The 12,586-nt window shown below is 72.6% G+C and carries 12 protein-coding genes; 4 read left to right on the forward strand and 8 right to left on the reverse strand.

Annotated elements, in window-relative coordinates:
- Nucleotides 1–141 precede the first annotated feature (141 nt).
- Nucleotides 142–855, reverse strand: a complete 714-nt coding sequence (locus tag Pph01_RS05920) for a TetR/AcrR family transcriptional regulator (protein WP_204071935.1) — start codon at nucleotides 853–855, stop codon at nucleotides 142–144.
- A 65-nt stretch (nucleotides 856–920) separates the two neighbouring features.
- On the opposite strand from Pph01_RS05920, the gene Pph01_RS05925 reads away from it, so the two are divergent.
- Both Pph01_RS05925 and Pph01_RS05930 read left to right on the forward strand, forming a co-directional pair.
- The gene (locus Pph01_RS05925) at nucleotides 921–2,024 is read left to right on the forward strand and encodes a medium chain dehydrogenase/reductase family protein (protein ID WP_239116468.1); all 1,104 of its coding nucleotides are present in this window, start codon (nucleotides 921–923) and stop codon (nucleotides 2,022–2,024) included.
- Nucleotides 2,021–2,470, forward strand: a complete 450-nt coding sequence (locus Pph01_RS05930; protein ID WP_204071936.1) for an SRPBCC family protein — start codon at nucleotides 2,021–2,023, stop codon at nucleotides 2,468–2,470. The genes Pph01_RS05925 and Pph01_RS05930 overlap by 4 nt, the downstream gene beginning before the upstream one ends.
- 81 nt (nucleotides 2,471–2,551) lie before the next feature.
- Here the strand turns inward: Pph01_RS05930 and Pph01_RS05935 are convergent, their stop codons facing one another.
- Complete coding sequence (locus Pph01_RS05935; protein WP_204071937.1) at nucleotides 2,552–3,322, reverse strand: DeoR/GlpR family DNA-binding transcription regulator; 771 nt, start codon at nucleotides 3,320–3,322, stop codon at nucleotides 2,552–2,554.
- A gap of 193 nt (nucleotides 3,323–3,515) precedes the next feature.
- Here Pph01_RS05935 and Pph01_RS05940 point away from each other — a divergent pair, with 193 nt between their 5' ends.
- Complete coding sequence (locus tag Pph01_RS05940) at nucleotides 3,516–4,394, forward strand: SIS domain-containing protein (RefSeq protein WP_204071938.1); 879 nt, start codon at nucleotides 3,516–3,518, stop codon at nucleotides 4,392–4,394.
- Between the two features lie 19 nt (nucleotides 4,395–4,413).
- On the opposite strand, the gene Pph01_RS05945 is transcribed toward Pph01_RS05940, so the two are convergent.
- On the reverse strand, nucleotides 4,414–4,992 hold the full coding sequence (locus tag Pph01_RS05945) for a TetR/AcrR family transcriptional regulator (RefSeq protein ID WP_204071939.1): 579 nt from the start codon (nucleotides 4,990–4,992) through the stop codon (nucleotides 4,414–4,416).
- A 112-nt stretch (nucleotides 4,993–5,104) separates the two neighbouring features.
- Here Pph01_RS05945 and Pph01_RS05950 point away from each other — a divergent pair, with 112 nt between their 5' ends.
- Nucleotides 5,105–5,938, forward strand: a complete 834-nt coding sequence (locus Pph01_RS05950; protein WP_204071940.1) for an oxidoreductase — start codon at nucleotides 5,105–5,107, stop codon at nucleotides 5,936–5,938.
- Nucleotides 5,939–5,942: 4 nt separating this feature from the next.
- On the opposite strand, the gene Pph01_RS05955 is transcribed toward Pph01_RS05950, so the two are convergent.
- The 5 genes from Pph01_RS05955 to Pph01_RS05975 are packed head-to-tail and all read right to left on the reverse strand — an operon-like array spanning nucleotide 5,943 to nucleotide 12,585.
- Entirely contained in the window at nucleotides 5,943–7,136 is a 1,194-nt protein-coding gene (locus Pph01_RS05955; RefSeq protein ID WP_204071941.1) for a vWA domain-containing protein, read from the reverse strand.
- On the reverse strand, nucleotides 7,129–8,325 hold the full coding sequence (locus Pph01_RS05960; RefSeq protein ID WP_204071942.1) for an AAA family ATPase: 1,197 nt from the start codon (nucleotides 8,323–8,325) through the stop codon (nucleotides 7,129–7,131). The genes Pph01_RS05955 and Pph01_RS05960 overlap by 8 nt, the downstream gene beginning before the upstream one ends.
- Complete coding sequence (locus tag Pph01_RS05965) at nucleotides 8,325–10,040, reverse strand: ankyrin repeat domain-containing protein (RefSeq protein WP_204071943.1); 1,716 nt, start codon at nucleotides 10,038–10,040, stop codon at nucleotides 8,325–8,327. The genes Pph01_RS05960 and Pph01_RS05965 overlap by 1 nt, the downstream gene beginning before the upstream one ends.
- On the reverse strand, nucleotides 10,037–11,170 hold the full coding sequence (locus Pph01_RS05970; protein ID WP_204071944.1) for a leucine-rich repeat domain-containing protein: 1,134 nt from the start codon (nucleotides 11,168–11,170) through the stop codon (nucleotides 10,037–10,039). Before Pph01_RS05970 ends, Pph01_RS05965 begins: the two co-directional genes overlap by 4 nt.
- Complete coding sequence (locus Pph01_RS05975; protein WP_204071945.1) at nucleotides 11,170–12,585, reverse strand: SDR family NAD(P)-dependent oxidoreductase; 1,416 nt, start codon at nucleotides 12,583–12,585, stop codon at nucleotides 11,170–11,172. The genes Pph01_RS05970 and Pph01_RS05975 overlap by 1 nt, the downstream gene beginning before the upstream one ends.
- Nucleotide 12,586: the final 1 nt, after the last annotated feature.

Below are 12,586 nucleotides of genomic sequence, written 5' to 3' on the forward strand. Positions count from 1 at the left end.
GGTCATTCGCCCTTGGGAAATCTGCTTGACCCACCAAAACGACTCCATGATCATGCACGTCCATGCCTCCCGTACACCCTGTGCATGATCACGACCCGCATCGCGGCCGGCCGAGGGCACTGTCACCGAAGGCGTGCATGATCACGCCGGAGGGGTGGTGAGGAGGTTGGTGATTTCCCCCTCATACAACGGGGTGGGATCGAGGCCCATGGACGCGAAGTTGCCTTCGATCTCGAGGCTGACCAGGCCGTGCAGCCGGGCCCACAACGTCGTCGCCCGGACGGCGATCACCGCGGCGGCGCCCGGCATCCCCCGGCCGGCCGCCCACTCGGCCAGCGGAGCCTCCAGCTCCCCTCCCGCCACCGGCCCTTCGGCGGCGATTCCCTCCAGCACCTCCACGGCGACGTTCATCGCGATCTGCGACGCCTGGACCAGCGGCTCGGAATGCGCGTCGTAGCCGTACAGCGGCGCCCTAAACAACAGCCGGTAGCGGTGGGGCTCCTCCAGCGCCCATGCGCGATAGGCCTTCGCCAGCGCCCGCAGCCGGTCAGCCGGGTCCTTCCACGCACCCGCCGTCGCGGCCTCGCAGGCCGCGGCGAGATCCCGGTACGCGTCGACGACGAGGTCCGTGAGCAGGGCGTCCCTGTTGGCGAAGTACCGATACAAGGCAGGCCCTGACACCCCGAGGACCTTCGCGACGGCGTTCAGCGACAACGCCTGCGGTCCGCCGTCGGCGAGCTGGCGGAGCGCCACCTGCTTGATCTCGTCCCGCACCTGAGCGCGAAACCGGCCGCGCAACCCCGGTCCACCGGCGTGCGCCCGTCCGTCCACCTCGATCCCTCCCGGGCTTGACATGAACCGTACCGTACTAGTTATAACTTCTAACATACGCATGAAGCTATAACGCGGAAGGTGATGACGTGCGAGCCACCGAAGTCGTGCTTCCGGCCATCGGCGAGCCGGAGTCCATGCAGTTACGGACCAGGGAGTTGCCGGACCTCCAGGCGGGTCAGGCCCTCATCCAGGTCGAGGCGAGCGGCGTGTCCTTCGCCGAGCAGCAGATGCGGCGAGGCAAGTACTACGACCAGCCCGCCTTCCCGTTCGTCCCCGGCTACGACCTGGTCGGAATCGTCGAGGCCCTCGGCGACGGCCCGGCCGCCCCCGGCGCCGGCATCTCGGTAGGCAGCCGCGTCGCCGCTCTGACGAAGATCGGCGGCTGGGCCGACCGCGTCGTCCTCGACACCGCGGATCTGGTGGCCGTGCCGGACGGCGTGGACGCGGCGGCGGCCGAGACGGTCGTGGTCAACGGCGTGACGGCCTGGCGCATGCTCCACCGCTCGGCTCATGTGCGGGCCGGCGACACGATCGTCGTCCTCGGGGCAAGCGGCGGGGTCGGATCAACACTCGTGCAACTGGCCGCGCACGCCGGGATCCGCGTGATCGGCACGGCCTCCCCCCGCAGCCACGACCGCGTCCGCGCGCTCGGCGCGATCCCGGTCGACTACAACGACGACGTGCCCGCACGGGTCCGCGAGATCGCCCCGGACGGCGTGGCCGCCGTGTTCGACCACGTCGGCGGCCCGGGCATCGTCGCCTCCTGGCGGATGCTCGCGCGCGGCGGCACCCTCCTCTCCTACGGCAGCGCGTCGACCCGCGATCTGCCCGGCAGCGGTCTGCTCACGGTGCTCAAACTGGTCGCCCGGCTGATGATCTGGAACGCGCTGCCGAACGGGCGTCACGCGTCGTTCTTCAACCTCTGGGCCGGCAAGGCCCGCCATCTCGGTCGCTACCGCGCGGACCTGCGCGCCGACCTCACGCAGGTGTTCACCCTGCTCGCCTCCGGCGACATCACCGCCCAGGTGGCCCGCGCCTTCCCCCTGGCCGACGCCGCGAAAGCCCTGCGCTACGCCGAGGCCGGCGGCTTCACCGGCAAGGTCGTCATCCTGCCCGGCACCGAGACCGCGAACCAGGCCGAACCCCCGAGCCAGACCGAGACCCACGCCAGAATTGAGGAGACCTCATGACCATCCCGGCGACGATCGACCAGTCCGCTCCGGTGCTCTCCCACCACGATGTCGACATCCACGCGCCGATCGACACGGTCTGGCGGCTGCACACCGGCATCGACGCCTGGCCCACGTGGCATCCCGACATCACGGCCGCACGGCTCGACGGCGCCGTCGAGCCTGGCTCGTCGTTCACCTGGACCAGCTACGGCTTCACGGTCACGTCCACGATCTACGACGTGTCCGCGTGCTCCCGATTGTTGTGGGGCGGGACGGCCGACGGCATCACCGGCGTACACGAATGGCTCTTCGTCGAGACGCCCGGCGGAGTCCACGTCGCGACGAGCGAGTCCTTCGCGGGCGCGCCCGTCGAAGCCGATCCGGACACGATGCGATCGATGCTCGACATGTCCCTGCGGGCCTGGCTCGCGCGGCTCAAGGCCGCCGCCGAGCAGACCGTCTGAGCACAGGTACGGCGATGCAACAGGCACCCCCCGGGGGGTCCTCCGAGGAACGCGAACCTGCGCATGATCACGCGGAAAAGGTCAGACGCGGAAGACGGTTACGCCTGCCTCGGTGAGACGAGCCGCGGCGTCATCGGACAGGCCGTCATCGGTGATCAGGGTGTCGATCGCGTCGATCGAGCAGATCCGCGCGAAGGCCCGGCGGCCGACCTTGGACGCGTCGGCGACGACCACCACCCGGGCGGCCCTCTCGATCAGCTGGCTGTTGACGCTCGCCTCACCCTCGTGATGGGCGGTGGCCCCCGCGTCGACGTCGATCGCGTCGACCCCGAGGAAGGCGATCTCTATCGCCACCTGGTCCAGCACACCCGACGCCAGCGGGCCGATCAGCTCATAGGACTGCGGCCGGGCCACTCCCCCGGTCACCACGATCTTCACGTGCTGGCGGACGGTCAGCTCCGCCGCGATGTTCAGCGCGTTGGTGACGATCGTGAAGCCGATCTCCGGATCCGCCGCCGTGGCCAGTGCCCGCGCGACCTCGGAGGTGGTCGTGCCGCCGTTCATCCCGACCACCGTGCCCGGCTCCACGAGGGCCGCGGCGGCCTTGGCGATCCGCTGCTTCTCCCCCGCGTGCCGGGCCGTCTTGTACCGCAGGGGCAGGTCGTAGCTCACGCTCTGGGTGACCGCGCCGCCGCGCGTCCGCATCAGCAGTTGCTGGCCCGCCAGCTCGTCGAAGTCACGCCGGATCGTCGCGGTGGACACCTCCAGCGACTGCGCGGCCTGCTCGACCGACAACCGGCCCTCCTCCGCGAGGAGCTCGAGGATGGCGTTCCACCGCTCGTACCTGCTCACCGTGCCTCACCCTGCCTGCTCACGCCGCCCACACCCCACCCCGTCCCGCTGGATCTCGACCGTTCTCCGCACCGGCTCCGGCGTGCCCACCGCGCAACAGCCTGGCACACGCTGGAGACCCACCCCCAGATCTGCACAAAGCTGTTCAATAATGCTATGAAATATGCAGAAACGAACCATACCTGGAGGCGGCATGACCACCTACACCGAGGCCGAGATCGCCTCACAACCGGACTGCTGGCGCGAGGTCGCCGGCGTTCCGGCCCAGGCCCTGCCCGCCCCGGGCGAACGCGTCGCCGTCGTCGGCTGCGGCACCTCGTGGTTCGTCGCCCAGAGCTACGCGGTCCTCCGCGAGCGCGCGGGGCACGGCGAGACCGACGCCTTCGCCGCCTCCGAGGTGCCGCTCGGGCGTCCGTACGACCGCGTGGTCGCCCTCACCCGGTCGGGGACCACCACCGAGGTCCTCGATCTCCTGAGCCGGGCGAAGGAATCCGCCATCAGGACCACCGCCATCACCGCGGACGCGGACACGCCCGTGACCGGGCTGGCGGACGAGACGATCGTCCTCGGCTTCGCCGACGAGCGGTCCGTGGTGCAGACCCGCTTCGCCACGACCCAGCTCGCCCTTCTCCGCATGCATCTCGGCGAGGACCTCACCTCCGTCATCGCGGACGCCGAGCACGCGCTGGCCGAGCCGCTTCCCGAGCCGCTCCTCGCCGCCGAGCAGTTCTCCTTCCTCGGCACCGGCTGGACGTACGGCATCGCACAGGAGGCGGCGCTGAAGATGCGGGAGGCGTGCCGGGCGTGGACCGAGGCCTACCTGGCCATGGAGTACCGCCACGGCCCCATCGCCATCGCGGAGCCGGGCCGGATCACCTGGATGCTCGGGACCGCCCCCAGCGGGTTGCGCGACCAGGTCGAGGCCACCGGCGGCACACTCCTCGAATCGACCCTCGACCCCATGGCCGAGCTCGTCCGCGTTCAGCGGGTGGCCGTCGCGCGCGCCCACGCGGCCGGCCTCGATCCGGACCGGCCGCTGCACCTGACCCGGTCGGTCATCCTCCCGGCCTGACCCCGCACGCGGCCGCGTCTCACGAGGACGCGGCCCCGTCTTCCGCGAGCAGTCGCCGTACGGCGTCGACGACGGTCCACCTGCGGCGCTCGCGGTCGGCGGAGGCGTTCTTGCCCAGCTCGGGGGTGACCGAGGACCACGCCCCGGCTGTCGCGATGACCAGCGTCAGGATCTCGGCGGGCGAGTAGCGAGTGGGCACCACGCCGTCCCGCTGTGCCCGCGCCACCTTCTCGAGCTTGTTCGTGTTGGACGCCACGATGGCCTGGAGCGGGGCGCCCTGCGGGCGCTCCAGCCGGTACCAGGTGGCCAGGCGCACGGTCGCGGGATCGTCCTCATAACGGTCGAACAACCGCCCGGCGTACCCCGGCAGGTCCTCGGCGTCGAACGGCACACGCTCGATGGTCGCCGCGACGAGGGCGGTGAAGACCGCGTCGAACAGCTGGTCCTTGTTGCCGAAGTACGCGTAGATCATCGCCTTGTTGCACCCGGCGGCCTCGGCGATGCGATCGACCCTGGCGCCGGCGATGCCGAGCGCGGCGAACTCGGCGGCCGCCGCCTCCAGTAGCCGTTTCCTGGTCAGATCCGCGTCCCGCGCCATGCCGTGAGCCTACCACTGAAGCAACTAACCAGTCAGTTGACATATCCGCCCGCCGAGTGTTTCTCTATGCATGTATCCAACCAGTCAGTTAGTTACGCAAGAGGGAACACCCATGACCAGGACCTGGCTCATCACCGGCAGCTCCCGCGGCTTCGGCCGAGAGCTGGCCAAGGCGGCGCTCGATGACGGCGACAAGGTCGTCGCGACCGCCCGCAGGCCGGAGCAGCTCGACGATCTCGTGAAGGAGTACGGCGACGCCGTACGGGCCATCGCGCTCGACGTCACCGACGCCGCCGCGGCCCACGCGGCCGTGCGGACGGCGGTGGACGAGTTCGGGCGGCTCGACGTCGTCGTGAACAACGCCGGCTACGCCAACAGCGCCTCCATCGAGGACTTCACCGACGACGACTTCCGCGCGCAGATCGAGACGAACCTGTTCGGCGTGGTCAACGTCACCAGGGCGGCCCTGCCCGTGCTGCGCGGGCAGCGCTCGGGCCACTTCATCCAGTTCTCCTCCATCGGCGGACGCGTGGGCGGCACGCCGGGCATGGGCGCGTACCAGACCGCCAAGTGGGGGGTCGAAGGCTTCTCTGAAGTCCTCAGCAACGAGGTGAAGCCGTTCGGGGTCAAGGTCACCATCATCGAGCCGAGCGGCTTCCGCACCGACTGGGGCGGCTCGTCCATGCGGACCCCGCCGGTGAGCCCCGACTACGACGAGACGGTCGGCGCGTTCAACCGCTACCGGGAGTCGACCGCGCACGAGTGGCCGGGCGACCCCGCCAGGGCGGCCAGGATCATCCTCGACGTCGTGCGGCTGGACGAGCCGCCGCTGCGCCTCCTGCTCGGCGCGCGCGCGGTCGAGATGGCCGCGGAGGCGTCCCGGGTACGCGCGGCGGAGGCCGAGAAGTGGGCCGACGTCAGCCGGTCCGCCGACTTCCCCTCCTGACCGGTCACGCGGCGGGGACGCGTACGGTCTCCGCCCACGCGGGCGGGTCGGGAGGCCCGGAGTGGTCCGCGCCGATCAGGACGCAGATCACCCGGCACGACGGCGCCTCGGCGGGCCAGGGCGTGAGGCCGTCCGTGAGGACGATCAGCACGCTCGGCCGGTCGGGCGCCGCGAGCGCGGCCGCGATGCCGGCGCGCATGTCGGTGCCTCCTCCGCCGGACAACGTGACCTGGGCGGCGTCGGTCACCCGGGACACGGCCTGCACGTCGGCGTCGCACGCGAGCACCGTGACCCGGTTGCCCCGGATGCCGACCTCGCGCAGCACTCCGGCGACCTCCGCCATCGCCGCGGCCAGGTCGTCCTGGCCCATCGACCCGGAGGTGTCGACCACGACGGCCACGCGCGGCAGCGGGCGGCGCAGGCTCGGCAGCACGACCCCGCGCAGGGCGGGTGTGCGGCGTGACGGCCGGCGGTAGGTGTAGTCGACCGCGCCTCCGGCCCAGGCCACCGCCTCCCTGACCGCCCCCGCCAGCATCCTGCGCCAGTTCACGACCGGTTCGAGGACCTGGTCCGCCCATCGCCGCCACCCGCCTGGCAGGTCGCCGCGACCGCGCAGGTGAGCCCGCATCGCCTGCGCGGTCGTACGGCGTAGCGCGCCGGCCTCCACCGGGCCGATCCCCCCGGCGGCACCCCGCAGGTCCCAGGGGGCGCTCCTCCCATGGGCGCCGGAGCCGCAGTCGTGCACGTTGGCCTGCGGCGGTATCCGGGGCAGGTACGCCTCGAACAGCAGGCCCGGCGGAAGACCGAAGAGGCCGGGCACCAGGCGGCCCTCGGGCAGCGCCACGCCGTCGGCGACCAGGTCGTCGTTGATCTCGCAGTCCTGGGCGACGTTGACGCGCAGGCGATCGCGGTGGGCTGCGGCGGGCAGCCGGTCGGCCCGGCCGTGGTGGTCGCGCAGGAGGTGTGCCACCTCGTGGATCCAGACACCGGCGAGCTCCTCCACCGGGGTCGCGTCGACGAAGCCCGGCGACACGTAGCAGCGCCACCTCCGGTCGACGGCCATCGTCGGCACGGCCGTGCTCGGCACGACCGACAACGCGTACAGGGCGGAGGCGAGGTAGGGGCGGTCGAGCGCCGCGCGGTAGCGGGCGGCGAGCAGCTTGACCCGGTCGAGCCCTGCGACGTCGAGGTCACCCATCAGACGGCAACGCACCCGACAGCTGGAGCAGGTCGACGAACGCGTCGATGCCGCCCGGCACGGGCCAGTCGGTGTCACGCAGCGCCGCCAGGTCGACGGCCGCGCGAGCGGCGACGTCGGGGACGCCCGCCTCGACGGCCTTGGCCAGCACCGCCCATCCCGCCTCCCACCGGGGCCGGGTGAGGTCCGCCTGCACGGCCGCGACGACCGCGGTGAGGAAGGCCAGTTGCCGGTCGCCGCGCTCGGGCAGGTCGAAGGCCCCGGGGTCGGCCAGCACCCGATCGGGGTCGGGCAGGTCGAGGTGCTCGAGGTAGGACAACAACTCGATGCCGGCGCCTTCGCCGACGGCCCCGACCAGAGCGGCCGCCAGCGCCTCCCTCCCCGCCCGCGACGCGTGCCCGACCGCGAGCAGCCGCAGGGCCATCTCCCACGTGCGCGGCGACGGCCAGGCCCCGCCCCTGCCTTCCGCGTCGTCGGGCATCAGGTGCACCAGGCCGGGGCGCGCGGTGAGGAAGCCGGAGATGGCGCCGCGCGCACGGGCGACAGCGCCGTTGACCCTCGCCGGTTCGACGACGGGGATCGGCACATGCGGCCAGACGCCCGCCATTCCGCGCGCGACCGTACGCGGGTCGTGGGTCCATCGCAGGTGGATGAAGCGGTTGGCCAGCGGCGGGCTGAGATGCCAGCCGTCGGCGGCGCTCGACGGCGGATTGGCCGCCGCGACGATCCGCACCTGCTCGGGCAGGACGAGGCTCCCCACTCGCCGTTCCAGGACGACACGCAGCAGGGCCGCCTGCACGGCCGGAGGGGCGGAGGACAACTCGTCGAAGAAGACCAGGCCCCGCCCGGCCCGCACCAGCCGCACGGCCCAGTCGGGCGGCGCCATCGGCACACCGGTCGTGGCCGGGTCGTCGCCGACGATGGGCAGCCCGGCGAAGTCCGACGGCTCGTGCACGCTGGCGATGACCGTCTCCAGCGGGACGCCGAGCCCGGAGGCAAGCCGTTCCAGGCCCGCCGACTTCCCGATGCCGGGTTCGCCCCACAGCAGCACGGGCTGGTTGGCCGACACGGCCAGGGCCAGCGCCTCGAGCTGTGGATTCTCGCCCCGCTCCGTCCGGGACGACCGGGCGCGGCGGTTGAGCTCGTCGGCCCCCGCGAGCAGGTCCGGCGATGCGCCTGCGATGTCCATCAGCCCTCGTCGTCCTTCACCAGATGCGGGTTGCCAATGCCGGGATGCTCGCGGGCGACCTGGTCGCGCAGGAAGCGCAGGTCGCCTCGTCGCGTCCGCCGGATCACGTCGCCCAGGGACCAGCCTGACCCGTCGACCACGTCGGTGCGGGCGCCCGCGGCGAGCAGCGCGCGCACAAGAGCTTCCGGCCCGTGTCCGTAGACGGCCGCCATCAGCGGGGTCCGCCCCTGATCGTCGCGGGCCTCCAGGTCGACTCCCGCCTCCAGCAGGTGCGGCAGCAGTCGCACGTGGTCGAGCGAGGCCAGTCCGTGCAGCAGCGTGCGCAGCCCGCCGTCGCGCACGTGCGGGTCCACCCCGGCGTCCAGCAGGCGCAGCACCCCCGGGGTGTCGCCGTACTGGACCCGCCTGAACAGGTCGCGTCGCTGGCGGCGCAGTTCCTTCGGCAGGCGTCCCCGCCCCGACGTCCACGCGTCCCCGGCGGCGAAACAGCCCGCGACCGCGCCGCCGAAGGCCCGCATCGCCCGTTCCCGCCGCCGCTCCTCGACGCTGTGGGGCATGCGAAGCACTCCCCCGCCCGACGACAGCAGGTGCCATTCGCCCCGGCACCGGACGCGCACGGGGGCGGGAGGCTCGGGATCGGGCGGTCCGGCCGGGCCCTCGCCGGGTGCCAGGTCGGGAAAGAGCGCCGTTCTGACCAGAGGGTGGAGGCGGTCGGCGGTGATGCGGCCGCGCCGCATCAGGTCGAGGTCGGGCAGACGGCGCCAGCACAGGTCGGGGAGCCGGACGATCCCACCTGCCTGGGCGGTGCTGACGCGCAGAGCTCCCTCATCGGGGGCACGGTCCAGCGCCACCCTCGAGCCGTAACCGTAGACGATCTCGAAATGCCGCTCGCCTGTCTCGTCGGCCAATCGGGCCGTCTCCCGCTCGATCCCGGCCAGGTTGAGCGGCAGCGTCTCCAGCCGTCGCGTCAGGCCGCCCCACCCCCAGCCGCGCACGACCGGTTCTCGCAGGTCGAGGTGGATGCCGACGGCCGCCAAGGCCGCCTCGACCTCGCCGCGCTCGTGCAGCAGTGAGACCCATTCGGTGTGCGCGACGGGGTCGTCACGACCGGGGTCGGCCGTGGGCAGTTCATCCTCGGCGAGCGGTCGTCCGTCCCTGGTGAAGAACGGGATCCTCTCACCTCCACCGGCGCGCAGGCGCAGTTCTCCGGCGCGCCGCACGTCCCATAGATGGCGCGACGTCAGCCAGGCGCGCCCGTCCCGCCACCGGGCGGCGTCTTCCTTCGCATCGGCCGGCCCGAGGTGCAGGGTGAGCCGCTGCGTTCCCTCGACCACCGGGGGCGTCGTGACGAACAGGGAGGGACCCCAGCCGAGGGACCTCGCCCGGTACTCCGCCAGGACCACGATCCGGCCGACGGCGAGCGTCCCGTTCCACGGAGTCGTCCGGGGCAGATGCCAGCGGAGCAGGTCGGGCGCGAAATGCGTGAGGTCGTCTTCGACCTCGGCCGCCACGGACCCGCCGTATCGCTTCGCGACGGCGGCGGGATCGAAGGCGACGTCGACGCCGGCCGCCGAGCAGGCGCCCCGCCAGTCCCCGGCCAGGCGGCGCTCAGTCGCCTGCTCGATCATCCAGCGCGGCACCGCGTAACGCCGGACCCGCTGCCAGGCGGCCGCCTCCTCGTCGCCGAACGACGTCGTGGCTCGTGTGCCGGTCATCGGTAAACGCTTGCGATGGCGGCCACGTCGGGATGGCCCGGTGCGGCCGGGCGGAGCAGCGGCGCGATGGAGCGCTTCACCTTTCGCGGCACGCCGGGACCCAGCCCGAGGTATTCCAGTCGCGTGCCCGCCCCGATGCCCGACAGCAGCGTCTTGGCGCCCCGGCCGGTGACTCCCGTGTGCCGCAACTCCAGGCGCCGCAGGGGGCTGCCGACGAGTGCCTCGGCCAGCGCGTACGCCCCGGCGTCGCCGGTGGCGTTGGCGGGCGCGCCCAGGCTGCGCTCCGACGGCGGCCTGCCGAGGTCGAGCGTCTCGATGCCGCCGAGGGCCTCGGCCAGCGCACGTGCTCCGGCCGGGCCGATCCCGTTGCCGCCCAGGCCGAGCCGTACGGGCCGGGCGGGGTCGGCGGCGCCGGCGAGGACCGCGGCGCCCTCGTCGCCGAGGTGGTTGGCCGGCAGGTAGAGCTCGCGCACGCCCGCGTCACGGATGAGCGCGGCCAGCAGGGGCGCCGCCCCGGCGTCGAGGCCGTTGCCCCCGAGGTAGAGCCGTTCGATCGGCCGGGGCCTGGCCGTCAGCGCGTCGAGCAGCGCGCCGAGCCCCTTGATGGTGAGACCGGTGTTGACCAGATCGAGCGTGCGCAGGGAGGTGTTGCGGCGCACCATGGCGGCCAGCGCCCGGGCTCCCGCGTCGCCGATCGGGTTGCGCTTGAGCCACAACGCGCGCACGGTGTCGTCGGCGGCCAGCCGGTCGGCAAGCGCGGCGGCTCCGTCGGCGTCGATGCGGTTGCAGCCCAGGTACAGCGTGCGCAGGCCGTGCCCGGGGCCGAGCGCGCCGGCGATCATCCGGGCGCCTTCCGAGCCGATGGCGTTGGTGCCGAGCAGCAGGTGGACCGCGTGCGGCGAGACGGTCACCACGGGCAGCAGCCGGGTGGCGCCGGCCAGGCCGAGCCCCTGTTTGCACAGGTCGACCCGCCCGTCCTGCCGTACGGTTCCCACTGGGAACGTCTCGTCGGCCTCGACCGGGTCGGCGGCGGCGAGCCTGGCCAGGAGCGGGCCGAGCGCCTCGGGATCGGCAAGCGGTACGTCCGGATGCTCGATCGCGGGGCAGCGCACGGGGGTCGGCTGGGTCATCACCACTCCACCGGTCGGAAGTCCTTCAGAAACAGTCCGGACATCCGCTCACCGCCGACGCCCCGCACGATCGGGTCGTAGACGCGCGCGGCGCCGTCGATGACGTCGAGCGGCGGCCGGAAACCCGACTGCCGCTGCGCCGTCTTGTTCGGATGGGGCCGCTCGTCGGTCACCCAGCCGGTGTCCACGCTGTTCATGTGGATCCCGGAGACCGCGTAGTCGGCGGCCGCCGTGCGGGTCAGCATGTTCAGCGACGCCTTCGCCATGTTCGTGTGCGGATGCCTGACGGTCTTGTTCACCCGCGAGAAGCTGCCCTCCATGGCCGAGACCTGGACCACGTACCGGTCGGGGTACGGCGAGGCCTCCATCAGCCCGCGCAGCCGCGAGGTGAGCAGGAACGGCCCGAAGGCGTTCACGAACTGCACCTCCAGCCACTCGGCGGGGTCGACCTCGTGCAGGCGCAGGCTCCAACTGTTGCGCTCGCGCAGGTCGAGAGGTTGCCCGGTCTCGTCCGTACGGCCGGCGGGGAAGAGCGAGCCCGCCGGTTCGTCCGCCGCCGTCAGAGTCTCGGGGAGCGCGATCATCCCGGGGAACGCGAGCGCCGGGCGCGGCGCGGGTCCCGTGATGGAGATGCGGGCCGCGGGCCCCGTCAGCGGCGCGCCCTCGGCTGCGCGCACCTCGTGGTGGTAGGCCGGCGGCCGTCTGATCGTCTGTGCCGCGTTGTTGACCAGGATGTCGAGGTGCGCGAATCGCTCGTGCACCGTGTCGAGCAGCCCGGCCACGCCCGCCACGTCGAGCAGGTCGACGCCATGCACGTGCAGCCGGTCGAGCCAGAGAGCGGAGTCGCGCACCGCGGCGAAACGCCGGGCGGCGTCGCGGGGGAACCGGGTGGTGACCAGCACCTCGGCTCCGTCGCGCAACATCTTCAGCGCGACGTGAAAGCCGATTTTGATGCGGCCTCCGGTCACGAGGGCCGTCCTGCCGCCCAGGTCGCATCGGGCGTCGCGGCGGAGCAGGCTCTCCCGCGCGCAGTCGGGGCACATCAGGTGGTACACGGAGTGGACCTGGCCGTACGGGGTCTTGCACACATAACACCGGCGGGTGCCGACCAGCGGCCGCAGGCTCGCCGGGGGCCGCTCAGGAGACTCGGGCTCGGGGGTGGGGTCCTGGTGTGCGAAGCGCTCGGACGCGGCCACGGCCTCCAGATCGCGCCGCCGGCGCTCGGCGTACCTGGCCGCCTTCCGCGCCTTCTTTCCCGCGTGGTACAGACGCGCGGCGGCCTCGCGGACGGGCGCCCACCGCGGGTCGCCGGGGTCGGCCGCACGCGCGTGCTCGAGCACCCGCAGGCAGGCTTCGACGTCCGGTTCGGCCAGGGTGTCCGCGACCCCGGCCGCATCCGGGGGGAACGACGCCATC

It is taken from the genome of Planotetraspora phitsanulokensis, from assembly GCF_016863295.1.
GTDB lineage: Bacteria > Actinomycetota > Actinomycetes > Streptosporangiales > Streptosporangiaceae > Planotetraspora > Planotetraspora phitsanulokensis.